The 25,277-nt window shown below is 69.7% G+C and carries 16 protein-coding genes and 1 pseudogene; 8 read left to right on the top strand and 9 right to left on the bottom strand.

Annotated elements, in window-relative coordinates:
* Positions 1-372: 372 nt before the first annotated feature.
* From IE97_RS0101140 to IE97_RS0101130, 3 genes are read right to left on the bottom strand one after another with little or no spacing between them, the layout of a single operon-like run.
* The gene (locus IE97_RS0101140; RefSeq protein WP_030147259.1) at positions 373-1,716 is read right to left on the bottom strand and encodes an ABC transporter substrate-binding protein; all 1,344 of its coding nucleotides are present in this window, start codon (positions 1,714-1,716) and stop codon (positions 373-375) included.
* A gap of 56 nt (positions 1,717-1,772) precedes the next feature.
* The gene (locus IE97_RS0101135; protein WP_030147258.1) at positions 1,773-2,720 is read right to left on the bottom strand and encodes a carbohydrate ABC transporter permease; all 948 of its coding nucleotides are present in this window, start codon (positions 2,718-2,720) and stop codon (positions 1,773-1,775) included.
* 2 nt (positions 2,721-2,722) lie between these two features.
* Positions 2,723-3,640: a carbohydrate ABC transporter permease gene (locus tag IE97_RS0101130; protein WP_030147257.1), complete on the bottom strand. Its 918-nt coding sequence runs from the start codon at positions 3,638-3,640 to the stop codon at positions 2,723-2,725.
* A 245-nt stretch (positions 3,641-3,885) separates the two neighbouring features.
* Here IE97_RS0101130 and IE97_RS0101125 point away from each other — a divergent pair, with 245 nt between their 5' ends.
* Entirely contained in the window at positions 3,886-4,983 is a 1,098-nt protein-coding gene (locus tag IE97_RS0101125) for a LacI family DNA-binding transcriptional regulator (protein WP_051704795.1), read from the top strand.
* A gap of 276 nt (positions 4,984-5,259) precedes the next feature.
* Positions 5,260-5,697 (top strand): annotated as a pseudogene (locus IE97_RS0101120) (TetR family transcriptional regulator C-terminal domain-containing protein); the annotation flags it as partial.
* 119 nt (positions 5,698-5,816) lie between these two features.
* Here the strand turns inward: IE97_RS0101120 and IE97_RS0101115 are convergent.
* Positions 5,817-8,270 carry a SpoIIE family protein phosphatase gene (locus IE97_RS0101115; protein WP_030147254.1) on the bottom strand — a complete coding sequence of 818 codons (2,454 nt, stop codon included), beginning with the start codon at positions 8,268-8,270 and terminating at the stop codon, positions 5,817-5,819.
* A gap of 448 nt (positions 8,271-8,718) precedes the next feature.
* Between IE97_RS0101115 and IE97_RS0101110 the strand changes: the two genes are divergently transcribed.
* Positions 8,719-10,365 (top strand): glycoside hydrolase family 27 protein, encoded by a 1,647-nt coding sequence (locus IE97_RS0101110; RefSeq protein WP_030147253.1) that lies wholly within the window; start codon positions 8,719-8,721, stop codon positions 10,363-10,365.
* Between the two features lie 219 nt (positions 10,366-10,584).
* Here the strand turns inward: IE97_RS0101110 and IE97_RS0101105 are convergent, their stop codons facing one another.
* Entirely contained in the window at positions 10,585-11,718 is a 1,134-nt protein-coding gene (locus IE97_RS0101105) for a GH12 family glycosyl hydrolase domain-containing protein (protein ID WP_030147252.1), read from the bottom strand.
* Positions 11,719-11,960: 242 nt separating this feature from the next.
* Here IE97_RS0101105 and IE97_RS0101100 point away from each other — a divergent pair, with 242 nt between their 5' ends.
* Together IE97_RS0101100 and IE97_RS0101095 are read left to right on the top strand one after the other, a co-directional pair.
* The gene (locus tag IE97_RS0101100) at positions 11,961-14,393 is read left to right on the top strand and encodes a SpoIIE family protein phosphatase (protein ID WP_030147251.1); all 2,433 of its coding nucleotides are present in this window, start codon (positions 11,961-11,963) and stop codon (positions 14,391-14,393) included.
* Positions 14,394-14,654: 261 nt separating this feature from the next.
* Positions 14,655-15,986, top strand: a complete 1,332-nt coding sequence (locus IE97_RS0101095) for a Gfo/Idh/MocA family protein (RefSeq protein WP_030147250.1) — start codon at positions 14,655-14,657, stop codon at positions 15,984-15,986.
* Between the two features lie 107 nt (positions 15,987-16,093).
* On the opposite strand, the gene IE97_RS0101090 is transcribed toward IE97_RS0101095, so the two are convergent.
* Positions 16,094-17,560 carry a non-reducing end alpha-L-arabinofuranosidase family hydrolase gene (locus IE97_RS0101090; protein WP_030147249.1) on the bottom strand — a complete coding sequence of 489 codons (1,467 nt, stop codon included), beginning with the start codon at positions 17,558-17,560 and terminating at the stop codon, positions 16,094-16,096.
* Positions 17,561-18,339: 779 nt separating this feature from the next.
* Here IE97_RS0101090 and IE97_RS0101085 point away from each other — a divergent pair.
* Together IE97_RS0101085 and IE97_RS0101080 are read left to right on the top strand one after the other, a co-directional pair.
* Positions 18,340-19,767 carry an endo-1,4-beta-xylanase gene (locus IE97_RS0101085; protein WP_030147248.1) on the top strand — a complete coding sequence of 476 codons (1,428 nt, stop codon included), beginning with the start codon at positions 18,340-18,342 and terminating at the stop codon, positions 19,765-19,767.
* 100 nt (positions 19,768-19,867) lie between these two features.
* The gene (locus IE97_RS0101080; protein WP_030147247.1) at positions 19,868-21,169 is read left to right on the top strand and encodes an RICIN domain-containing protein; all 1,302 of its coding nucleotides are present in this window, start codon (positions 19,868-19,870) and stop codon (positions 21,167-21,169) included.
* Between the two features lie 66 nt (positions 21,170-21,235).
* Here IE97_RS0101080 and adh read toward each other — a convergent pair whose 3' ends face one another.
* Together adh and IE97_RS0101070 are read right to left on the bottom strand one after the other, a co-directional pair.
* On the bottom strand, positions 21,236-22,753 hold the full coding sequence (gene adh / locus IE97_RS0101075) for an aldehyde dehydrogenase (protein ID WP_030147246.1): 1,518 nt from the start codon (positions 22,751-22,753) through the stop codon (positions 21,236-21,238).
* Between the two features lie 124 nt (positions 22,754-22,877).
* The gene (locus IE97_RS0101070; RefSeq protein WP_030147245.1) at positions 22,878-24,095 is read right to left on the bottom strand and encodes a helix-turn-helix domain-containing protein; all 1,218 of its coding nucleotides are present in this window, start codon (positions 24,093-24,095) and stop codon (positions 22,878-22,880) included.
* A gap of 343 nt (positions 24,096-24,438) precedes the next feature.
* Between IE97_RS0101070 and IE97_RS39140 the strand changes: the two genes are divergently transcribed.
* Complete coding sequence (locus tag IE97_RS39140; protein ID WP_051704791.1) at positions 24,439-24,741, top strand: hypothetical protein; 303 nt, start codon at positions 24,439-24,441, stop codon at positions 24,739-24,741.
* Here the strand turns inward: IE97_RS39140 and IE97_RS0101060 are convergent.
* Entirely contained in the window at positions 24,707-25,195 is a 489-nt protein-coding gene (locus IE97_RS0101060) for a hypothetical protein (RefSeq protein WP_030147243.1), read from the bottom strand. The two genes, IE97_RS39140 and IE97_RS0101060, sit on opposite strands and share 35 nt — an antisense overlap.
* Positions 25,196-25,277 lie beyond the last annotated feature (82 nt).

The following is a 25,277-nucleotide window of genomic DNA, read 5'->3' as shown; positions in this document are numbered from 1 at the left end:
GGATGCTGTTGGCGGCTGCGCGGCCGACCGCGGTGATCGCGACCACCGGTGCCCGAATCCGCGCGGGCGGTGGCCTGGGCAGGATGCTGGGCGAGCGTCCGTGCATCCGGGTTGCTCCTTCGGGTAAGGGCGGCTCCGAGCATGGGGGGAGGGAGGCCGCGTGTGGCTCGGTGAGCCCGGGGTGGGACCCCGCCGGCCTGTCAGGTGGCCGGCGGGGCGATGGTGGGGGCGGGTCGCTGAGGTCGTCGTCAGCGGCGGCCGTTGGCGGCCGGTCGTGCGACCTCGTGCCCTCAGGGTGGAGGTGCGACAAAGTGCCGTTGGACGGTCCTGCTGTCCCGCCAACAGGCGGGCGGGACACGGGCCGGGGGCGTGTTACTTGACGGTGAAGCCTTGTTCCTGGCCGTACTTGCGGGAGGCGTCCTGCCAGGACTTCAGGCCCTCCTGCAGGGTGGTGCCGCTGACGTAGGCCTTGCCGACGTTGTCGTTGAAGATGCTGTTGGCGTAGACCTGGAAAGGCAGGTAGGACCATCCGACGAGGACGTCGTCGGCCGACTTGGCGAGCACCTCGTTGATCCTCTGGCCGCCGAAGTACGGGTCCTTCTTGTTCAGGAACTTCACGGAGTTCAGCTGCTTGGTGGTGGAGGGGAACGTCCCGGCGTCGATACGGGTCTGCGCGCCCTCGTCGACGGTGGCGTACTTGAGGAAGGCGTAGGCGAGCTTCTTCTTGGTGCTGGCCTCCATGACGGCCAGCGAGCTGCCGCCGTTCTCGGCGGTGACGGCCTCCCCGCTGTTCCACTGCGGCATGGGCGCCACACGCCACTTCCCGGCGCCGGCCTTGACGCCCGATGCGAGAGGGGCGGGCATCCACGCGCCGGTGACGAGGGAGGCGATCGTGCCGTCGCCGAGGCCCTTGTACCACGCATCGCTCCAGGCGGGGACCGGCGCGAGCAGCTTGTCGCTGATGAGCTGCTGCCAGGCGGTGGTGAACTTCTTGGTCCCGGCGTCGTCGAAGTTCACACCGACGTCGGTGCCGTCGACGGTGTACGGCTTGCCGCCGGCCTGCCAGATCATGCTGGTGGTGAAGCCGGCGTCGCCGGTGTCGGCGGTGAGATACGCCTTGGGGTCCGCCTTGTGCAGCTTCTTGGCCGCGGCGATGTACTCCTCCCAGGTGGCCGGCACCTTGATCTTGTGCTTGTCGAAGACCTCCTTGTTGTAGAACAGGGCCATCGGGCCGGAGTCCATCGGCAGGGCGTAGATACCCTCGGTGCCGGCGTGGACGGCGCTCCACGGGCCAGGAGTGAAGGTGCCCTTGAGCTTGTCCGCACCCAGGGCGCTGAGGTCGGTGACGGACTTGGCGAGCGAGAACTGCGGCAGGGCGTAGTACTCGATCATGGCGACGTCGGGGACACCCGATCCGGCCTTGACCGCGTTCTGCAGCGCGGTGTACTGCTCGTTGTTGGTACCGGCATTGACCAGGTTGACCTTGACCTTGGGGTACTTGGCCTCGAAATCGCTGACGACCTTCTTCAGCGTCGGGTCCCAGGCCCAGACCGTGATCTCGCCCCCGGCGTTCAGGGCGGCCTGGATGTCGGCGTTGGACGCAGGCTTGCCGCTGCCCGAGTCCTCGGTGCCGGAGGAGCTGCAGGCAGTGGCGGTGAGTGCCACCGACAGGGCCGCGGCGCCCAGCAGCAGGGCGTGACGACGGGTTCTCGTCATGGGGTGTTCCCTTTCGTGCGGTGTATCTGGGAGGGGTTGCAGTCGGCGGGCGCAGATCAGCCCTTGACGCTCCCGGCGGACAGGCCGGACTGCCAGTACCGCTGGAGCAGCAGGAACGCCACGATCAGCGGGACGATGGTGAGCAGTGATCCAGTGATCACGAGATTGAAGACCGCTTCGCCACCCACGGTGGAAGCCTGGGCGTTCCAGCTGTTCAGGCCGAGGGTCAGCGGGTACCAGTCGGGATCCTTCAGCATGATCAGCGGCAGGAAGTAGTTGTTCCAGGTCGCGACCACGTTGAAGAGAAGAACGGTGACGATTCCCGGCGCCAGCATCGGCAGGCTGATCCGGAAGAACGTGCGGAACTCGCCGGCGCCATCGACGCGCGCTGACTCCAGGATCTCTTTCGGGACGGCGTCGGTGGCGAAGGTCCACATCAGGTAGAGGCCGAACGGCGAGACCAGCGACGGGATGATGATCGCCCACGGGGTGTTGGTCAGCCCCATCTCGGAGAACATCAGGAAGGTGGGAACCGCCAGTGCGGTACCGGGCACCGCGACCGCTCCGATGACAGTCGCGAACACGGCCTTCTTGCCGGGGAAGTCGAACTTGGCCAGCCCGTATCCGGCGAGCGTCGCGAGGAACGTAGCGCCGCCCGCCCCGACCACCACATACAGCACGGTGTTGAGCAGCCAGCGGGTGAAGATCCCGTCGTTGTAGCTGAAGGTGTCGGCGATATTGCCGAACAGGGCGAAGTCGCCATCCAGCCACAGGCCGAAGGAGTCGAACAGCCCCTTCTGCGTCTTGGTCGCGTTGATCGCCAGCCACGCCAGCGGCAGCAACGTGTACACCAGCATGATCACCGTCAGGGCGGTCAGCGTGGCGCTGCGCCTCTTCCGGCGGGAGGCGCGCCGGGCGGGGCGGACCACCAGCGGGCCCGAAGAGGCACCCGCGTGCCGTGCCGTGCGCGGCTTGTGCCCGACGCGGGGAGTCGTGGTCGCCATGATCAGGATTCCTTCCGCAGGCCGCGCAGCTGGACGGCGTAGGCGATGATCATCGTGATCACGCCCATGACGATGGCGACCGTGGCCGAGTAGTTGAACTTCTGTCCGGCAAACGACAGCGAGTAGGCGTAGAGGTTTGGCGTGAAGTAGGACGTGATCGCATTCGGCGCCAGGCTCTTGAGGACGCTCGGCTCGTTGAACAGCTGGAAACTGCCGATGATCGAGAAGATCGTCGCGATCGACAGAGCCCCGCGCAGCGCCGGGAGCTTGATCGCCCAGATGATCCGCAGCTGCCCGGCCCCGTCCATCTCCGCGGCCTCGTACAGCGCCGGATCGACCACCCTCAGCGCCGAGTAGAGGATCAGCATGTTGTAGCCCACGAACTGCCAGGTCACGATGTTGCCGATCGACGCGAGGACCAGATCGGGCGACAGCGGGTCGGGAAGCGAGATCCCGAACGCCTCATTGATGTTGCCGACCAGGCCGAACCGGGTTCCGTACATGAAGCCCCACATCAGCGTTGCGACGACGGCCGGCACCGCGTAAGGCAGGAACACCGAGATCCGGAAGAAGCCCGCCCCGTACAGGCGGCCGCTGTCGATCGCCAGGGCCAGCAGAAGCGCGAGGAGCAACATGATCGGGACCTGCACGGCCAGGAAGACCGCCACCCGCCCGAAGGCGGACCAGAACTGCGCGTCCCCCAGCACCTCGGTGTAGTTGTCGGCACCGACGAAGGCCGTTCCGCCGATCAGCCGGGTACGGAACAGGCTCAGGTAGATCGAGTAGCCGATCGGCGCGAGGAAGACCAGCGCAAACACCGCCACGAACGGCCCGACGAACCGCCAGCCGACCCATGACCGCCGTCTCGAGGCCGATGGCCTCCTGGCACCTGGAACCCCTGCCTGTGGTGCTGCGACCACCGCTTCACTCCTTGCTGCGCGAACGCTGACCACACTGCGTGGTCACGTGAACATCGAGTCCGGCTCAGCGCACCGATCCGAACCTTGTTCACGTGACCATTCAGCCCGCAGACGGTTGGTCACGTGAACATGATGCGGTAGCGTGGCACCCGTCACAGTGAGAGGTCAAGGTTTCTCGCACGTTAAAACTTCCGCCCGAGCCATCAGCGGACGGCGACGAGTGGACAGACAGGAGCGAAGGCTCGATGGACCTGAGTGAGCCGGGACAGCAGGATCCTGGTCCTGCGGTGGGCGCACAGCAAGTCGGTTCGGCCGCACCGGGCGGGCGCCACAGGCAGCACGTCACGAGGGCCGACGTCGCCGCGCTTGCCGGCGTTTCACGTCAGACCGTGTCCAGGGTGGCCAACGGCCATCCCAGCGTGATCGGTTCGACCCGGGAGCGGGTGCAGGCCGCGATGCGGGAACTGGGCTACCGGCCCAACAGTGCCGCGCGCGCCCTCAGGTACGGGCAGTTCAAGACCATCGGCGTGATCCTCCACAGCCTCTCCGCCACCGGCCACAGCGACACCGTGCAAGCGATCGCGGCCCAGGCCGCGGCCGAGGGATACGCGATCACGGTGATCCCCGTCGATATTCCGACCCAGGACAGTGTGCTGGGCGCCTTCACCCGGATGGGTGAACTGGCCGTCGACGCAGTCATCGTCTTCATCGAGGTCCACCTGCTTGACGCGGGAACCGTGAAGCTGCCGCCCGGCGTGCGCGTGGTCGTCGTGGACTCCGACGCCGGAGACCGCTATCGCGTGGTCGATACCGACCAGGCCGGCGGCACCCGAGAGGCCATCAGCCACCTGCTGGAACTCGGACATGAGACCGTCTGGCACGTGACCGGTCCGGAGACGTCGTACGCAAGCCAGCGCCGAGCCCAGACATGGCAGACCGTGCTCGAGGAAGCCGGACGGCCTGTGCCACCGCCCCTGCACGGCGACTGGACCGCCGAATCGGGTTACGCGGCCGGCCTCGAACTCGCACAAGAGCCGGACTGCACCGCGGTGTTTGCCTCCAACGACCAGATGGCACTCGGTCTCCTGCACGCCTTCCAAGAACGAGGCAAGGCTGTCCCCGGCGACATCAGCGTGGTCGGCTTCGACGACCTCCCCGATGCCGCCCACTTCGCCCCGCCCCTGACCACCGTCCACCAGGACTTCGCCGAGGTGGGCCGGAAAAGTGCCCAGGAGGTCTTGCGACAGATCCACGAACACGACGTCCCCCGATCCGGCACGGACATCGTTCCCACCCGCCTGGTGGTCAGAAGCAGCACGGCGCCGCCGCCCCTGAAGCGGTAAGGGTGGGTGGCTGTTGGCTTGCCGAACTCGAGGACGGCGTTTCAGCTGGTCAAGCTTGGGGTCGGTGATTCCGTGGGAGCTGTGGCCTGTTGTGTTGTCGCTCGCCGGGAGGCCTCGAATGCCGTCGGGGTCGGGCTACTGGAAGAGTACGAGTTCGCCGCTCGCCGTCGAGTCGACGGCTGCGTGAGGAGGCTGCCGTATCCAGGCCGAGCTGGCCGCGGCCGAGCTGGAATGGCAGGAGTGGGCGATCGCCCGCAGGCGGGTCAGCACGGTGCTGGCTCCGGACGGCGGGCCACTGAAGCGGTGCGGTACGCGGGTGGGGCGGTCGCCCACGTCCTGCGGGAGGAACTCGATGCGGGCCCGGTCACCGGCCTGCGCGCCTTCCTCGCCCTGTGGCGCGGCATCGTCGTCGACAGCGACTTCCGCGCCGGCTGCCCCGTACTGGCCGTCGCCGTCGAGGAACCGCCGACCGACGAGGCCCCGCCCCTCCTCGCCGCCGCCGAGGCATTCGAGGAGTGGGAACGACTGCTCGCCGACTCGCTCCGCGAGCACGGGGTCGCCCCGGAGCAGGCGCCGGGGCTGGCGGCCCTGGTCGTGGCCGCCGTCGAGGGCGCGACCGCCATGTGCCGCGCCAAGCGCAGCGCGGAACCTCTCGACCAGGTCGCGCAGCAGCTCGAAGGGCTGATCGCCGGGGCACTCGGCCCTTCCCGCTGACGGCCGGGCCGGACTCAGGCGCCTTCATCGATGAAAGCAGGATCCAACCCCCCCGCCTCCCACGAGAAGTCAAGGCGCTCACTGACGACCGGCTGTCCGACTGGCGGGACAGGGGGATCTCAGCGCGGCCCAGGCCGGGGGAGGGCCTGCGCGCACCAGATCGTCTTGCCGTCGGTGGTGTGCCGGGTGCCCCACCCTTGGGTGAGCTGGGCGACCAACAGCAGGCCCCGGCCGCCCTCGTCGAAGGCACGGGCCCGGCGCAGGTGCGGAGCGGTGTTGCTGGCGTCGGAGACCTCGCAGATCAAGGAGGTGTCGCGAATCAGCCGCAGCCTGATCGGCGGCTCGCCGTATCTGATGGCGTTGGTGACCAGCTCGCTGACGACCAGTTCGGTGATGAAGGCCGCCTCCGCCAGACCCCAGGCGTCCACTTGGTCGACGGCGAACTTCCTGGCGTTCGGCACCTGTGCGGTGTCGGGCTCGACGTCCCAGTCGGCGACGTGGTGGCGAGCCAGCGCGTGAGTGCGAGCGAGCAGCAGAGCGGCGTCGTCGGTGCGGCGATCGGGGAGCATGGCGTCCATCACCGCGTCGCACAGGGATTCCAGCGAGCCGGCCGAGTGGCTCAGGACCCGCCGCAGTTCGGCGAACCCCTCATCGACGTCGCGTTCGCGGCTTCCCAGCAGTCCGTCGGTGCAGAGGGCGAGCAGGCTGCCCTCGGGCAGCTCGAGCTCGGTGGCCTCGAAAGGCAGCCCACCGATGCCGAGCGGTGGCCCGGGATGGGCGGCCACCGGGGTCGTGGTGCCGTCCGGGGAGACGATCAGCGGCAGGGGGTGGCCCGCGCTCGCCAACGTGAGGTGCCGGGAGACCGGGTCGTAGACGGTGTACAGGCAGGTCGCCCCGGCCTCGCCGACAGGCTGGAGACGGCCGGCCGGCTGGAGGTCGTCGGCGAGGTGGAGGACCAGGTCGTCCAGATGGGTCAGCAGCTCGTCCGGCGGCAGATCCACGTCGGCGAGAGTACGGACCGCCGTGCGCAGCCGGCCCATGCTCGCCGAGGCGTGCAGGCCATGGCCGACGACATCTCCGACGACCAGAGCGACCCGGGCGCCGGACAGGGGGATGACGTCGAACCAGTCACCGCCCACTTCCGTGCCGGTCCCGCCGGGCAGGTAGCGGGATGCCGCCTCGACCGCCTCCTGGTTCGGCAGCCCTTGCGGCAGCAGGCTGCGTTGCAGGGTCAGCGCGGTCGTCCGCTCGCGCGAGAACCGGCGGGCGTTGTCGATGGCGACGGCTGCCTTGGCGGTCAGCTCCTCGGCGAGGATCAGGTCGTCGGCGGTGAAGGCCTCGGGCCGGTCGCGGCGGGAGAAGGCGACGACCCCGAGCAGCGCGCCGCGTGCCCGGAGCGGCACGGTGATCCGGCCGGTCAACCCCTCCGCGGCGATGGACTCGTCGATCAACGGGTTGCCCGGCGGCCAGTGGGCCGGGTCGGCGGCGAGCCCGGGCCCGAAGGCCCATTCACCGCCCTGGCCGGGTTCTGCCGCGAGCTGGACCGTGGACCTGCCGGTGGCCATGCAGCGGGCGGCGACGGAACCGGGAGCGTGGCTGACCGGCGCCGTGGTTCCGGGCGGCCGGTCGGTGTCCTCTCTCGCGCTGTGCTGGGCGGCGCGGCTGAGCGTGATGGTGTCGCCGGAGGTGAACGCGGACGCCGGGGGCGGTTCCTCTCCGCGCAGCACCTCGTCGAAGAGATCGACGGTGACCAGGTCGGCGAACCCGGGCACCGGGGTCCTGGCCAGCTCCTGAGCGGTGCCGATCACGTCGAGTGTCCGGCCGATGCCGCCGCTGGCCTCGTTGAGGATGAGCAGGCGCTGCCGGGCCCAGTACTCGGCGCTCATGTCGAATCCCCAGTTGGCGACCGCCCGGACCCTGCCCTCGCCGTCCCGGACGGGCCATATGCTGGTGGCCCAGGCGTTGGCGTAGTCGCTGCCGCGAGCGCGGAAGACGGTGATGAGACGCGCGGGCTCGCCCGTCCTCGCCACTTCGGCGAGCTTGTCGGTGTAGGGCTTGTCGTCCCGTTCGGGAAAGAGCGTGCGGTCGAACTCGGGAAGCACCTCGCGGTACTTCCTGCCGAGCACTTGCTCCTCGGTGTGCGCTATCACCCGGCCGGAGGAGGCGTTGATCCACGAGAATCGCAGCTCAGGGTCGTAGACGCCCAGGGCGAAGGGGCACTGCTCGAAGGCCCGGTCGGCGATCACCGGGCGGCGTCCCCAGCGCTGGACGGTCATCACGTGGCCCGTGGCCCGGCCGTCGGGGCCGGACAGCGGCTGAGCCGCCACCACGGCGTCCACCGTGGAACCGTCACGGTGACGCAGGGGGACGAACCCGGTGGGGTCGGGGCCGGTGCCGTAGCCCTCGGGGAAGCCGGGGGGCGGGGGATCGGCCAGCAGGTCGGCCACGGGGCGGCCGATGACGTCCTCCGCGGTCCAGCCCAGGAGCAGCCGGCCTCCCTCGCTCCAGCCACTCACCTTGCCGTCCTGGCCCACCACGACAACGGCAATGGACGCGTCCTGCTTGCCGGCCATCTCCACGCGCCACGCCTCCGTCCGGACAGCCGTACCCGTGAGGCTGGTTTCCAGCGGCTGCTTCCAGCCTAGATCCGCCTGCACCGCATGGCGCTCCGGCCCGTGCGTGCACGGGCCGGTAAACCGATCGTAGTCATCCCAGCCGCATCATTCGTGGCACGAATCGAAACATTCGGACCTGCGGAGCCGACCGAGACCGCCGGACGGGGAGTCCGGATCCCGCAGGTCCGCGGTGGCGCTTCCGGCCGTCCGCGGTGGTGCCGCGAATTTCCCTGAGGCGACGGTGTTGACATGTTCGGGCGCCTCCCTAGTATCCGAGACGCCTGGCTTTCCGAATGGTGTTCGAAACTGCGAGCGCATACCGCACCGTGTACCTGACATGCACCTGACATCCGCCGAGGCGTCACGTCACCCGCCCACGGCACCCCTTCGGCAAAGGAGCCCCCGATTGCCCCGACGATCAGCCAGACGACTGCTCCGCCTCCTCGCCGCCGCCGCGCTGACGGTCACCGCGTCCGTGACGGCCTCCTCGCACTCCACCGCCTCGGCCGCGCCGGGCAGCCCGGCGCTCACCCCGCCGCTCGGCTGGAACAGCTGGAACAGCTTCGGGTGCCAGATCACCGAGGCCCAGGTGCGCCAGGCCGCCGACGCGATGGTGTCCTCGGGCATGCGCGACGCCGGCTACCGGTACGTGGTGGTCGACGACTGCTGGTTCGACCCGCAGCGCGACGCGGCAGGGAACCTGCGCGCCAACCCGACCAAGTTCCCCAGCGGGATGAAGGCGCTCGGGGACTACATCCACAGCAAGGGCCTGAAGTTCGGGATCTACCAGGTGCCGGGCGAACGCACCTGCGCGCAGACCACCGGCGCCTACCCGGGGGCGACGGGCAGCAGGGGGCACGAGGCCCAGGACGCCGCGACGTTCGCCTCGTGGGGCGTCGACTACCTCAAGTACGACTGGTGCTCCTCCAGCGGCACCCGCGACGAGCAGGTCGCGCGGTTCACCCTGATGCGCGACGCGCTGCGCGCCACCGGACGGCCGATCGTCTACAGCATCAACCCCAACAGTTTCCACGCCATCACCGGCGACACGTACAACTGGGGCGAGGTCGCCGACCTGTGGCGGACGACCGAGGACCTGCTCGACATCTGGCAGAACGGCAACACCAACAGCTATCCGATGGGCGTCGGCAACGTCCTGGACGTCACCGCGCCGCTGGCGGCGCAGTCGGGCCCGGGGCACTGGAACGACCCGGACATGCTGGTCGTCGGCCGTCCCGGCCTGTCCCTGACCGAGTCCCGCTCCCACTTCGCCCTGTGGGCGCTGCTGAGTGCCCCGCTCATGGCCGGCAACGACATCCGCACCATGTCAGCCGACGTGAGTGCGATCCTGCGCAACCCGCGTCTGCTGGCGGTGAACCAGGACCCGCTGGGCGCGGGCGGGCGCAGGGTGCGCGATGACGGCGGCACCGAGGTGTTCGCCAAGCCCCTGTCGGACGGCTCGGTCGCGGTGGGCCTGTTCAACCGGGGAGGGAGCACCGCGACGATCACCACCACAGCCGCGCAAGTCGGCCTGTCCGGCGGGTCGTTCACCCTGACGGACCTGTGGACCGGAGGTACGTCCAGCACGTCCGGGCAGATCTCGGCGAGCGTCCCCGCGCACGGCGTGGCCGTGTTCCGGGTGCACGGTGGCAGCCCACTGACCGCCACCACCTCGCGGTTCCGCGGCAACGCGTCCGCACGCTGTCTGGACGTGGACAACTCCTCCACCGCGGCCGGGGCCACGGTCCTGATCTGGGACTGCCACACGGCCGCCAACCAGCTGTGGACCACGTGGACCGGGGGCGAGATCCGCGTCTTCGGCGACAAGTGCCTGGACGCCTACAACCAGGGCACCACCCCGGGCACCCGGGTCATCACCTGGCCCTGCAACGGCCAGAACAACCAGAAGTGGACCGTCGGCGCCGACGGGTCGATCCGCAACGTCCACGCCGGGCTGTGCCTCGACACCGACCGGGCGGGCACCGCCAACGGCACCCCGCTGGTCCTGTCGACCTGTAGCGGACAGGCCGGCCAGAGGTGGACCCGCGTGTGACACCCCGCCCGGACCCCGGCGCGTGAACATCGGCTTCCAGGCCTGCCACGCCGGCAGCGCCGCCCCACCGAGTTCCTGCACGCTCAACGGCACCGCGTGTGCCGTCACGGGGAGCGCACCCGAGTGACAGGTGTGCCTGTCGCCGTCCGCGGCGGCTTCTTCGCCGCGGACGGCTGTCGGTGACGCCGGCGGCACCCGGCAGTCCGGCGCCCGTTCATGTCACGTCTTTGTGCACGCGGAACCGTTGAGGCTGAACCCGCCCGGCGCGGTGAAGGCGCCGCTGTAGGTGCCCTGGAAGCCGAACGTCAGGCTGCCGCCGGGCGCGATGCTGGCGTTGTGCGCCAGGCCGCCGGCCGTGACGGACCCCGAGGACGGGGAGACGGAGGCGTTCCAGGCGCTGGTGATGTGCTGACCGGAGGGCAGGGTGAAGGCGAGGCGCCAGCCGTCGACGGGGGCCGAACCGGTGTTGGCGACGGTGACGTTCGCGGTGAAGCCCCCCTGCCACACGTTGGTGGCGTACGACACCTCGCACGTCGTGGCACCGCCCGGACCGCCCGGTCCACCCGGCCCACCACCCGTGTTGACGGTCGACGAGAACGAGTGCACGGCCAGCCCCGTGCCGTTCCGCCAGGGTTCGAAGCCTGCCTGAATGCTGGTCAGGTACCAGCTGTTCTGTGCCAGTCCGCGGGCCACGGCCTGCCGGACGAAGTCCATCACGTCGAAGCTCCAGCTGCCGATCGCCGACGGGGCGACGAAGGACAGCACGTCGTTGGAGCCGTTGCTGCCCGACCACACCTGCCAGGTGCGTCCGCCGACGGTGGCCGTACCGACCTGGGAGCCGATGGGCTGGATCGGCCCCACCTTGTTGAACCAGATCATGATCTCGGTCCGGTTCACGCCGTCCGTGCGGGGCGTCGGGTCCAGCCAGATGTCGTACGAGGCGTTGTACACGGCGTCATCGACGTAGCCGTACGAGATGCTGCTCGGCGCGCTGGAGATGCGAGCGAGCTGTGCGGGGAGGTTGGTCCCCGGAGAGCAGTTGGTGTAGTGGCAGCCGTTGAAGAGGGACGGGTACGACTTCGGCGCGCCGGTGGTGGGCACGGAGCCGTCGGCCCGGGTGAGCCGGAAGCCGGTGTCGGTGGCGGTGACGCACTGGGGCTCGTTGGTGCCCCAGCGGTTGTTCTGGACGACGTATCGCCCCTGGACGACGGTCGAGCCGAACTGTTCGCAGACCGTGGTGTCGGCCTGGGCCGGCGGCGCCGCGGCGAAGAGCGCCGCGACAGTGGCGAGCACGGTGACGAGCGCGCCCCACGCGCAGAGTGCGGTACGGGGAAGATGCTGTAAAGGTCGCATGTGGGACCTCTCTCGGAGGTACGGCGAGGGGGGTGTCGTGGGGCGCCCCCGTCTCCCCACTCTGGGAGCGCTCCCACAGGTTGTCTACCGCGGACTGTAAGGGCGCCCGCATGTCCCTGACAAGCCTCTGGGTGGCCGTGGCGGTTGAGCGAGGTGGGCTGCGGCGGGATGCTGAAGGCAGCGCCCGCCATGGGTGCCGCAGGCCGTGCAGGGCGCGGCGGGAACGAAGTCGGGAAGCCTCCATGGACAACCAACCCGACACGACCACAGGAGCAGGGGGCGCGGCAGCGCCCGAGGACTTCGCCGTCGTCATCGACGCACGCGGTGCGGTGATGGTGTGGAGCGCGGGGGCCGGGCGGCTGCTCGGATACCAGCCCGAGGAGGTGGTGGGCCTGCCGGCCGTCCGCCTGCTCTCCGCGCGGCTGCCCCTCGCGATGCGGCGCCACCTGGCCGCCGGTGAACCGTGGACGAGTGATGTGGGGCTGCGGAAGCGGGACGGAGACCGCGTCAAGGTGCAGCTCCGGGGCACGCCGCTGGCGGACGCTGACGGCAGGACCGCTTGGGTCGTCACCCCGGCGGCCGTGACGTATCCCGCCGGGCCGACGGACACGGAGACCACGGAGCTGTGGGACCTCACGCTCGCGCAGCTCCCGCTTCCGGTGGCCGTCTACGACCGTGAGGCGCGGTTCGTGACCTGCAACCAGGTGATGAGCCGTGCCATGGGGCTCACACAGGAGGAGATGAGAGGCAAGACCCTGTGGGAGATCTACCCCGAGCCGCCCCTGGACGAGATCGACCGCCTTCAGCGGCAGGTGGTGCGCACCGGGGAGATGATCGTTCGCGAGGAACAGCCCTTCCGGGCCTCCGGTGAGATCCGCGATCACGCGTGGTCGGTCTTCCTCTCCCCGCTGAAGAACCGGGCAGGGGAGGTGCTGGGAATGTCGGCGCTGGTGATCGACATCACCGAGCAGTACTGGGCCCGGCGCCGCCTGGCGGTGCTCAACGACGCCAGTACGCGTATCGGCAGCACCCTGGACGTGACCCGAACGGCCGAGGAACTGGCCGAGGTGGCGGTGGACGGGTTCGCCGACTTCGTCACCGTCGACCTGCTGGAGTCGGTCGTCCAGGGACATGAGCCGCAACCGATACCACCCGGCACGCAGGTCGTCTTCCGCCGCACCGCGCAACGGTCGGTGTTGCGGGGGTGCCCGGAATCCGTGGTCCCGGACGGCGACACCGACGTCTACCCTCCCGGCTCACCGCCCGCTCAAGTACTGATCACAGGCCGAGGCGCCTACTACCGAGTGGGCGACCCGCTGCTGCGCGAGTGGTCGACGGCCCACCCGGCCCGCGCCGGGAGCGTGAGGAGATTCGGGATCCATACGGTGATGATGGTGCCGCTGCGTGCCCGCGGCGTCACCCTGGGCGTGATGCACCTGCTCCGTCACCGCACCGCGGACGCCTTCCGTGAGGACGATCTGGTGCTCGCCGAGGAGATCGCCGCACGGGCGACGGTGAGCATCGACAACGCCCGCCGCTACACCCGCGAACGCAACACCGCGATCACTCTCCAGCGCAGCCTCCTGCCGGCGGGGCCGCCCCGGGCGCCGGCGCTGGACCTCGCCCACAGGTACTTCCCCGCCGGTTCCGGGAACGAGATCGGCGGCGACTGGTTCGACGTCATCGCCCTGTCCGGCGGACGGGTCGCGCTGGTGGTGGGCGACGTCGTGGGCCAAGGGGTACACGCCTCGGCCACGATGGGCCGCCTGCGCACCGCGGTACGCACCCTCGCCGACGCCGACTTCGCGCCCGACGAACTGCTCACCCGGCTGGACGACCTGGTGATCCGTCTCGACCGGGAGGAGGGCCCGGACACACGAGGGCAGGGGGAGGAGACCTCTGGGGAGGTCGGGGCCACCTGCCTCTACGCCGTCTACGACCCCGTCGCCGGCCGGTGCGACATGGCCCGGGCCGGGCACCCACCGCCCATCCTGGTGAAGTCCGACGGGACCGCGCAGGTCCTGGATCTGCCCGCCGGGCCACCGCTCGGCGTGGGCGGACTGCCCTTCGAGGCGGCCCGGGTCGACGTGGGCGAAGGCAGCCTGCTCGCCTTCTACACCGACGGCCTGGTCGAGCCGCCTGGTCGTGACATCGACGCCGGACTGGAGCTGCTGAGCGAGGCGCTGCGGCGCCCGGCCGCCGACCTCGAGGAAGCCTGTGAGGAGGTGCTGCGCAAGGTGCGGGCCGACCCCGCCGCCGACGACATCGTCCTGCTCCTGGCCCGCACCCGTGCGTTCGGCGCCGACCAGGTACGCGTCTGGCAGCTGCCCCTGCAACCCGCGGCCGTCGCGCGGGCCCGCCGGATGGCGAGCGAACAACTGGCCGCCTGGGGGCTGACCGAGCTCGAGTTCACCACCGAGCTGATCGTCAGCGAGCTGGTCACCAACGCCATCCGGTACGGCCACGCACCCATCGAGCTGCGGCTCATCCGCGCCGACGTACTCGTCTGCGAGGTCTCCGACGGCAGCAGCGCCGCCCCGCACTTGCGGCGGGCCCGGGTCTTCGACGAGGGCGGCCGCGGACTGCTGCTCGTCGCCCAGGTCGCCGAGCGCTGGGGCAGCCGTCATACGCCGGTGGGCAAGACGATCTGGGCCGAACAGCCCCTGCCGGATTGACCGTACCGGCGGCGGATCGCGTTCTTCGTCTTCCTCGTCGTCCAGTGGTCGCGGGGTGTGCCTCCTGGCGGTGGGGCTGCGGGGTGTGCCTCCCTTGCCGCCGCCGTACTGCCGACCATGGCTCGGGTCCTGCTCCTTCGGTAGTCCTGGGTCCGCCGACCCTCGCCGCCACGGCCGCGGACTCGTGGTTGCCCGTGCTGCGCTGAGCTTGCGCGTGACACCATCAAGCACCCCCTCCTCATCCATGAACGGAGATCCTCCATGTCGTCCGGCACCGCACGCCGCCGAGCCGCCGTGGTCGGCCTGGGCGCTCGCGCCCGGCTGTTCACCCAAGCGCTGGCCGGTCCGTACGCGGACCGGTTCGAGCTGGCCGGCTTCTGCGATGTCAACTCGCACCGGATGGCGGTCCACAACACCTGGATCGCGGACATCCACCCGGGCCGGTCGCCCGTACCGGCGTACCCGGCCGAGGACTTCGACGAGATGCTGCGCCGCGAACGGATCGACCTGGTCGTGGTGTGCACGGTGGATCACACCCACGACCACTACATCGTGCGCGCCCTCGAAGCAGGCTGCGACGTGGTCACCGAGAAGCCCATGACCACCGACGCCGACAAGGCCCGCCGCATCCTGGAAGCCCAGCGGCGCACCGGACGCGAGGTCCGCGTCGCCTTCAACTACCGCTACAACCCGGTGCACTCCGCCGTGCGGGAACTCATCTCCGCCGGGGAGATCGGCGAGGTCGGCTCCGTGCACTTCGAGTGGCTCCTCGACCTGCGCCACGGCGCCGACTACTTCCGCCGCTGGCACCGGGACAAGGCCAATTCCGGCGGCTTGATGGTCCACAAGTCCACCCACCACTTCGACCTGGTCAACTGGTGGCTCGGCACCCGGCCCGAGACGGTCTACGCACAGGGCGGCCTGTTCTTCTACGGCGACGAGGCCGGCCGGCGCCGGAACCTCGCCCGCGACTACGCCCGGGCCCACGGCTCCACCGCAGCCCAGACCGACCCGTTCGCGATACACCTGGCCGACTCGCCCCTGCTCAGCGCGCTGTACCTGAACGCGGAGGCAGAAGACGGCTACCACCGTGACCAGAACGTGTTCGCCCCCGGGGTCACGATCGAGGACGACATGGCGGTACTGGTCAGGTATGCCACCGGCGCCACCCTCACGTACCACCTCAACGCCTACGCCCCGTGGGAGGGCTACCGCATCGCCTTCAACGGCAGCCAGGGACGCCTGGAACTGTTGGTGGAGGAGTCCACCTGGACCCCGTCCCGGATGCGGACGCACATCTCCGACCCCGTCCTGCACGGCGCGGAGACGGCCGACACCGCCGGACGTACCGAACTGCTGCTTCGCCCCTTCTGGGAGCGGCCCCGTGAGATCGAGGTCGCGACCGGCGAAGGCGGCCACGGCGGCGGTGACGTGCGCATGCTTGAGGACCTGTTCGGCACCCCGGCGCCCGACCCCTTGCACCGCGCGGCCGACGCCGGCGACGGGGCCCTTTCGCTGGTCACCGGACTCGCCGCGAACCGCTCCTTCGAAACGGGCATGCCGGTGCGGACACGAGACCTGCTGAATCTCTGAGGCGTGCCTGTTGCCACAGAGGTGCTCACGCCCGACACGAGCGGGCTCGGCCTTGAGCCGAGCCCGCCACGCCGGCTCCATACCGGAGCCGGACCCGTGTCATGCCGTCAGCGCCGCAGTGTCAGCAGACCCGGACGGTAGGGCAGGAGGCCGTAGTCGCCGCCTGAGTTGGGGCTGCGCCCCTGGTAGAGCAGCTGCAGATTGCAGGGATCGACGGTCATGGTCTGATCAGGGTTGGTGCGGATCAGTTCGCCATGGCTGATGTCGTTGGTCCAGGTGGCGCCACTGTTGGCCTTGCCGGCGAAGGGATTGCTCTCGGTCGCGGCCTGGGGCGTCCATGAGCCGTTCAGACTGGTGGCCGTGAACGAGCGGAAGTAGCGGCCCTGCGAGCCGATCGCCTCGACGATCATGAGGTAGCGGTTCTGGCCCTGGAGCTTGTAGACCTGCGGGGCTTCGAACAGGTTGTTCGTCGTATCGCTCATGACCACGGTCGAGTTCGTGCCGAAGCTGCCCGGGAAGTTCCCGATCGGCATACTGGCCCGGTAGATCTTGCCGTTGTCGCCGGCGAAGAACAGGTACATGTTCGTCCCGTCAGCGATGAGCGTCTGGTCGATGGGTCCGGTTCCGGAGCCGGAGATGCTTCCGGAGAAGAGCACCTGCTCGGATGACCAGCCATTCGGGTTGGTGGGGTCGCTCGACGTCCGGTAGGAGAAGGCGGTCCTACCCCACTGGTAGGCGAGCACCCAGATGTTCTTCGGCGCGAAGTAGAAGAGCGTGGGCGCGACGGTGGAGGCCGACATCGTGTTCTGGCTGGCCGAGGCCATCTCCGGCCAGTTGGTGAACAGGCCGAAGTTCATCGAACCCCATCGCGTCCCCGTGTCGTGCGTCGTCGCATAGACGAGCTGCCTGCCGTTGTAGGGGACCACGGTGAAGTCCTTGAGCGAGACCCACCCCGGCTTGGGCTGCGCCAGCGCGCCCGTCGATGTCCAGCGGTAGGTCGGCGGAAGATCGCACGGGCCGGTGCTGCCGCCGCCGACCTTGACGAGCTGCCATTGCTGGTTGGCGCCGCCCCAGTCGTCGTACTGGACGACGTTCGCGTTGTCGGCGGTGGAGGCGCCTTGCACTTCGAGGGCCTTGTTGCTGTGTCGCGAAATGAGCCTCACGTAGCCATCCGGGCTGTCGGCCAGCCGCCACTGCTGGTTGGCACCGTTCAGGTCGGCCCACTGGACGATCGAGCCTCCGTTCGCGGTGGACCGGTTGTGGACGTCCAGCACCTTGCCCGAGTGGCGGGACTTGATGCGGTAGTAGCCGTCCCCGGAATCGACGAACTGCCACTGCTGCTGGTTCTGATCGTTCCTGGTCCACTGGGTGATGCGGGCGCCATCGGCGGTCGCCATGTTGTACACATCCAGGGCCTTGCCGCTGTTGCGGTTGACCAGCACATACGAAGCGTTGGGGTCTACGGTCGCCGCGCCGGCGGGCTGGGCACCGAGGAAGGTGGCCACGAGCAGCAAGGGCGCGAGGACGGCGAGTAAGCGTCTCAGGCGGACGGGGGAGGGGTGGCGAAACCACATCAGAGGGCCTCCTTTGGGTGTGGGGGTGAGGTGACCCCGATGAACCGCGGAGCGGACGTGCCGTGAGGCAGGGACAATCTCGAAATATTTCGAAGAATTCCCGGAAGCTCGGACGCCCACAAGCTAGGAATGTGGGGCCCTCGGGTCAAGGCTTGTCACCGATCTGTCCACAAACAGCGCCTGCCCTTCCGGCTCGGCGAGTTGTCGCGCCGACGGCCTGCGGCATCCGCCGACGGCGGCGCCGGGCGTTCTGCGTCCGGCTGGGTCCGGAAGTTTCGAGCGAGGAACGGAAACTTTTTCTGCGGCGAGTATTGACGATGCATCGTCAATACCTCAATCATCCGTGCCTGAGGAACCGGACGCAGTTCGAAACGTCGAACCACGTCTGTGCTGCACGGCAGATCCACGCATAGCTGCACGACAGATCCGCGCACCAAAGCCTGCGCCACCCCGTCACGTTCCGGTGAGGTTCGCACCTGCGCATCCTGGCCATTCGCGCAGTTGGAGAGGTACGCGACGCCGCGTGGCGATCCCCCGGCTGAGCCGCGATGGAGTCCCCCCATGCCTGTGCCGAAACACCGCCGCCGCACGCCGTACGTCACCCGCCGACCGACCGGGTGCCGCCCCTGCCGGTTGAGACCGCCCCGGTCCCACGACCGCGGTGTCCGGTGAGTCCGTGCTGCCCGGGTTCCGGCCCGCCCGTCCGTCTGCCGAGGGGAACGGACGACGCGTTCCCTCAGCTTCATCCCTTCCGTGATTTCTACCCTGGAGGCACAGCCATGGGCTCATATGCCCTTCCCAGACCCGTCATCCGCAGGAAGATCCGCGGCCTGCTGCTGGTACTGGCCGGCGTCCTCGGTGTGGTCGCCGCACTGGTCGCGCCGCCGGCCGCACACGCCGCCGAGAACACACTCGGCGCCGCGGCGGCGCAGAGTGGCCGCTACTTCGGCACCGCCATCGCCTCGGGCAGGCTGGGCGACTCGGCGTACACGACGATCGCGGGCCGTGAGTTCAACTCGGTGACGGCCGAGAACGAGATGAAGATCGACGCCACCGAACCGCAGCGGGGCCAGTTCAACTTCACCGCCGCCGACCGCGTCTACAACTGGGCGGTGCAGAACGGCAAGCAGGTGCGCGGCCACACCCTGGCCTGGCACTCCCAGCAGCCCGGCTGGATGCAGAGCCTCAGCGGCAGCTCGCTGCGCCAGGCGATGATCGACCACATCAAGGGCGTGATGGCCCACTACAAGGGCAAGATCGTCCAGTGGGACGTCGTGAACGAGGCCTTCGCCGACGGCAGTTCGGGAGCCCGGCGCGACTCCAACCTGCAGCGCACCGGCAACGACTGGATCGAGGTCGCCTTCCGCACCGCGCGCGCCGCCGACCCGGCCGCCAAGCTCTGCTACAACGACTACAACGTCGAGAACTGGACCTGGGCCAAGACTCAGGCCATGTACGCCATGGTCCGGGACTTCAAGCAGCGCGGCGTGCCGATCGACTGCGTCGGTTTCCAGTCGCACTTCAACAGCGGCAGCCCCTACAACAGCAACTTCCGCACCACTCTGCAGAACTTCGCCGCCCTCGGTGTCGACGTGGCCATCACCGAACTCGACATCCAGGGCGCCCCGGCCACGACCTACGCCAACGTGACCAACGACTGCCTGGCGGTCCCGCGCTGCCTCGGCATCACCGTCTGGGGTGTGCGCGACACCGACTCCTGGCGTCCGGAGCACTCGCCTCTGCTGTTCAACGGCAACGGCAGCAAGAAGCCCGCCTACACCGCCGTCCTCAACGCACTCAACGGCGGCTCCACCACGCCCCCTGCGGACGGCGGACCGATCAGGGGCGTCGGTTCGGGCCGCTGCCTGGACGTGCCCGGCACCAGCACCACCGACGGCACCCAGCTCAACCTGTGGGACTGCCACAACGGCACCAACCAGCAGTGGACGTACACCGCCGCCGGTGAGCTCAGGGTCTACGGCAACAAGTGCCTGGACGCCGCCGGCACGGGCAACGGCAGCAAAGTCCAGATCTACGGCTGCTGGGGTGGCGACAACCAGAAATGGCGCCTCAACTCCGACGGATCCATCGTCGGCGTCCAGTCCGGCCTCTGCCTCGACGCCGTCGCGGGCGGTACCGCCAACGGCACCCTGATCCAGCTCTACTCCTGCTCGAACGGCAGCAACCAACGCTGGACCCGCACCTGATGGGACCTGTCACGAACGAAGGGGTGAATCGATGAAGACCTACGGTGCGGTTTCTCCCGCCCCTCCACCAAGACAGCGCTGGTGGTCCCGGGTCGCCGCCGTGGTGGCGGCGACGCTCGCGATCGGCACGCTCGCCGCGGTGAACCCGGCGCCGGCCGAGGCGGCGACGGTGGACACCAATGCGTGGTACACCCTGGTCAACCGCAACAGCGGCAAGGCGCTGGACGTCTCCGGCACGTCCACCGCCGACGGCGCGCGGGTCAACCAGTGGACACGCAACGACGGAGCCAACCAGCAGTGGCAGTTCGTGGACTCCGGCGGCGGCTTCTACCGGCTCAAGGCCCGGCATTCGGGCAAGGTTCTCGACGTGGCCGGCGCCTCGGCCGCGGACGGTGCCGCGATCCAGCAGTGGGCCGACCACAACGGGGCCAACCAGCAGTTCCGCCTGGCCGACTCCGACGCGGGCCACGTCCGGCTGATCAACCGCACCAGCGGCAAGGCGGTGGAGGTGCAGGGCGCCTCCACCGCCGACGGAGGCAACGTCGTCCAGTACAGCGACTGGGGCGGCGCCAACCAGCAATGGCAGATGATCAAGCTGTCGTCCGGTGGTGGCGGCGGATGCGGCAGCGCACCGACTCTGGCGAGCGGTACGCACACGATCCAGAGCGGCGGTAAGAGCCGCAGCTTCATCCTCAGGGTCCCCGCCAACTACGACAACAGCCGCCCCTACCGGTTGATCTTCGCGTTCCACTGGCGGGGCGGAACCGCCGGCGACGTCGCCTCGGGCGGCACGAGCGGGAACGCCTGGTCCTACTACGGCCAACAGGAACAGTCGAACAACAGCGCGATTCTCGTCGCCCCCCAGGGCCTCGGCAACGGCTGGGCCAATTCGGGCGGTGAGGACGTCACCTTCGTCGACGACATGATCCGGCGCATCGAGAGCGGCCTCTGCGTCAACCCGGCACAGCGTTTCGCCACGGGATTCAGCTGGGGCGGCGGCATGAGCTACGCCCTCGCATGCAGCCGGGCGAACGTCTTCAGGGCCGTCGCGGTCATCTCCGGCGCCCAGATCAGCGGGTGCAGCGGCGGCACCCAGCCCATCGCCTACTTCGGCATTCACGGCATCAGCGACTCCGTCCTCAACATCGGGCAAGGACGGTCCCTGCGCGACAAATTCGTCAGCAACAACGGCTGCACCCCGCAGAGCCCGCGCGAGCCCGCGCCCGGCAGCCGAACGCACATCACCACCACCTACTCGGGCTGCCGTGCCGGGTATCCGGTCCAATGGGCGGCGTTCGACGGCGGCCACATGCCCGGTCCGGTCGAGGGCTCCCCGAACGAAAGCGGTGTCACCACCTGGACCAAGGCAGAGATCTGGAGGTTCTTCGCACAGTTCCAGTGACACGCACGCACCACGGAGTGGAGCCAGGATCAGCCTGCCTCCACTCCGTGGACGCTGCCCGGGGCCCTAGAAGAAGCCCAGCTTCTTCGGCGAGTACGACACCAGGAGGTTCTTCGTCTGCTGGTAGTGGTCCAGCATCATCTTGTGCGTCTCGCGCCCGACGCCCGACTTCTTGTAGCCGCCGAACGCCGCGTGCGCCGGATACGCGTGGTAGCAGTTGGTCCACACCCGGCCCGCCTTGATCCCGCGACCCAGGCGGTAGGCCGTGTTGGCGTCGCGGGTCCAGACGCCGGCGCCGAGGCCGTAGAGCGTGTCGTTGGCGATCTTCAGGGCCTCGTCGACCGAGTCGAAGGTCGTCACCGACACCACCGGGCCGAAGATCTCCTCCTGGAAGACGCGCATGTCGTTGGTGCCGCGGAAGATGGTCGGCTCGATGTAGTAGCCGCCCTCGAGGCCCGGCACCGCGCGCGGGTTGCCGCCCGTGACCAGTTCGGCGCCCTCCTGCTTGCCGATGTCGAGGTAGGACAGGATCTTCTCGTACTGGTCGTTGCTGGCCTGCGCGCCGATCATGGTGGCAGGGTCCAGCGGGTCACCGCCGACGATGGCCTGGGTGCGTTCGACGCACCGGGCCATGAACTCGTCGTAGATGGAGGAGTGGACCAGGGCCCGGGACGGGCATGTGCACACCTCGCCCTGGTTGAGGGCGAACATCACGAAACCCTCGACGGCCTTGTCCAGGAAGTCGTCGTCGGCCGCCATGACGTCGGGCAGGAAGATGTTCGGGCTCTTGCCGCCCAGCTCCAGCGTGACGGGGATGAGGTTCTCGCTCGCGTACTGCATGATCAGGCGTCCGGTCGTCGTCTCGCCGGTGAACGCCACCTTCGCCACGCGTGGACTGGAGGCCAGGGGCTTGCCCGCTTCCACGCCGAAGCCGTTGACGACGTTGAGTACGCCCGGCGGCAGCAGGTCGGCGATCAGGTCGATGACGTAGAGAAGGCTGACGGGCGTCTGTTCGGCCGGCTTGATCACCACGCAGTTGCCGGCCGCCAGCGCGGGTGCCAGCTTCCAGGCGGCCATGAGGATCGGGAAGTTCCACGGGATGATCTGCCCGACCACGCCCAGTGGTTCGTGGAAGTGGTACGCGACGGTGTCGGCGTCGATCTCCGCGATGCTGCCCTCCTGGGCGCGGACGACTCCGGCGAAGTACCGGAAGTGGTCCACGGCGAGTGGGATGTCGGCGGCCAGGGTCTCGCGGACCGGCTTGCCGTTCTCCCACGTCTCGGCGACCGCGATCTTCTCCAGGTGCTGTTCGATGCGATCGGCGATCTTGTTGAGGACGCCCGCGCGTTCCGCGGTGGACGTGCGGCCCCAGCGGTCGGCCGCCCGGTGCGCGGCGTCCAGGGCGAGGTCGATGTCGGCCGCGGACGAGCGGGCGACCTCGCAGAAGGACTTGCCGGTCACGGGGCTCGGGTTCTCGAAGTAGCGGCCCTCGACGGGGGCGGCCCAGTCCCCGTCGATGAAGTTGTCGTAGCGGCGGGCGAAGGTGACGATGCTGCCGTCCGTTCCGGGCTGCGCGTACACCATGGCGGCTCTCCTCGGTGAGATGACGGGCGAGTGACGGTTCACTCCGTCGTGACACCCTCACTCTGCTGCCGCGAGGTTGGCGCGAGGTTGGTGCCGGACACGGGCCGTCAGCCGCACACGGCCGTCAGTCGCGCCAGGCCGTGGTCAGCCGGCCCGCCGCGATCGCCCGGCGGGTGTCGTCCGGACCGAGCAGACGCAGGGCGTGCTCGTGGATCTCCGCGTCGTACGGGGCCCGTTCGCCGTAGCGCAGGGCGTGTTCCGGGCGGGTGCTCGCCAGTACGGCCTCCCGGACGGCCACTTCGAGACGGGTGCGCCACTCCTCGATGCCGGGCGCCTCGGAGCGGGGAAGCAGGGGGCCGCCGTAGAGGCGCAGGGCGGTGTCGGTGTCGCCCTGCTCCAGCGCGCGCAGGACGTCGGCCGCGTCGCAGGAGACCGGGAGCGTCAACGCGTAGCGGCGGGCGGCGATGCCGCCGTCCAGGGCGCGGCGCAGGTGGGAGATCTCCGCCTTGAAGGTGGACGCGGTGACCGGCCGGTCGCCGTACAGGGCGGCGCGCAGCCGCTCCGGCGGGAAGCCGTCGGGTGCGAGCGCGAGCAGGGTGAGGATCTCCAACTGGCGCGGGCGCAGGGGCAGTCGACGTCCCTCCCGCTCAGCCTGTTCGGCGCCCAGGCAGGTCAGCCGTACCGGGCCCGGGCGAGGCTGTTCCGTGGCCAGTCGGGCCTCGATCGTGGACACCAGCGTGCGCACGGTGGACATGGCCAGCGGGTGCGAGCGGTCCCAGGTGGTCGACAGGTCGAGGACGCCGAGGACACGGCCGTCCGGACCGTGCACGGGGGCGCAGTAGCAGACCCAGCCGTGCAGGGCCGACACCAGGTGCTCGGCCGAGAACACCGAGCTGGGCCGGCCGGTGCGCAGGGCGAGGGACAGCGCGTTGGTGCCCATGGCCTGCTCGTCCCACCGGCCGCCCGGCGCGAAGTTGACGCGCTCGGCCAGGCGGCGCATGGCCGGGCCGCCGCAGGTCCACAGGATGGTGCCGGACTCGTCGGTGACCGCCGTGACGAACCCGGCGTCCTCGGCGATGCTGCGCAGTTCCCCGGCCAGACCGGAGACCGGCCGGTACAGCGGTGAGGACGTCCAGCGCTGGTGCACCGGGCCGCCGTCGATGACCGGGGCGCTGTCCCGACCGGGGTCCACGCTGCTCAGCGAACGCGCCCAGGACTCGGTCACCTCGTGACGCAACGCCGCGCTGCCGCCCGGCCGCGCGCCCGCGACGCTCAGCCGCGGCACCCAGCGCGACCACTCGTGCTCCAGTACGGCCCTGCGCTGCCGGAGGTCAGGTGACATGGCCTCTCCCTGCCGTCGTCCCGGGAGGACCGGTCCCGGGCACGGGCCGGGCCGGTCCTCGGCCTGAGGTCAGTGTTACCGGACCAACACGGCCGGGGTCGAGAAAACCGTCAGAGCCGGAAGCCGTCCTTCCGCAGGGACGGCCGGGGAGTGCCCCCGTGGCCGGATCGAGACGCATGGGGGGCTGGGACTGGTGGACAGCGGCCCTGCTCTGAACGGGCGGTCGCCCGACTGGATGTTTGTCCGGTGTCCGCGTGCCGCCGTACGGGTGACGGGTTCACTCGACCCGACGGACGGAGCCGGGCACGCGTACCAGCGTCGGGCGGCGCCGCGTTGCCCGGGCATGGACAGCAGTGAGACGCCGCGGCGCCCTCTCGGGACCGACGCCGCGCCCCGGTCGTACGCCGAACTCACCAGCGGATACCGTGGGAATCCGCCCGTCTCCGCGGCGCTCGTCGCCGAAGGGCAGGCCCGGGGGCACGCCGTCCCGGAACACCGTGACGGTCAGTGGGTCTCCTTCGCCGCCCCGTCCGCGAGCGAGACCTGGGCCGCCCTCACCACCTGGACCGCCGGCCGGCACCCGGGAACGGCCACTCCCGACGGCCTCCGCCTCACCAGCAGTCGGCCACCGCGTGCTCCGCGCTGACCGGTGCCAGCACGGCGAGCGTGCCGGTGGCCTCCCGCAGGGCCGACTCGAGCGTGCCGGGGGTGTGCAGGGTGCCGGTTCCGTCCGGCGGGACGAGCCACTCCAGGCGTCCGGCGGGCCGGTACGGCGGCGGCACGGCGACCCAGGAACCCCGGCCGACGTGCCGGACGCCGAACCCGACCCACTCGCTCGCCGGATCCGGCGGCAGGAAGAACCCCACTCGGCGCGCGACGCCGTCCACCAGGGTGGGGCCGGGTGCCTTCAGCGGGTCTCGCCACAGGATGTCCAGGGCGAGCAGGCCGAGCCGGTCGGGAACACTGAGCACGTCCCAGTACCGCCCGGCCTCGACGAGCACCGTGCCCATGCCGTGGTCCCACTCGCGTTTGCACTCCTGAGGGTCCGTGGCGGCCGCGGCGAGCCACTCGACGGCTTGCTTCCACTTGACGCTCTGCATGGCCACCCCAGGCACAGTCGGCCGCGCCACGACGGGCGCACGCTGGACACGGGCCGGTGACCCGTGGAGCTGCGCGCCCCGC

The organism is Streptomyces sp. NRRL S-455, assembly GCF_000717875.1.
Classification (GTDB): Bacteria; Actinomycetota; Actinomycetes; order Streptomycetales; family Streptomycetaceae; genus Streptomyces.
Note: the sequence above shows the minus strand (reverse complement) of the source record. Positions and strands in the feature narration are given on the sequence as shown.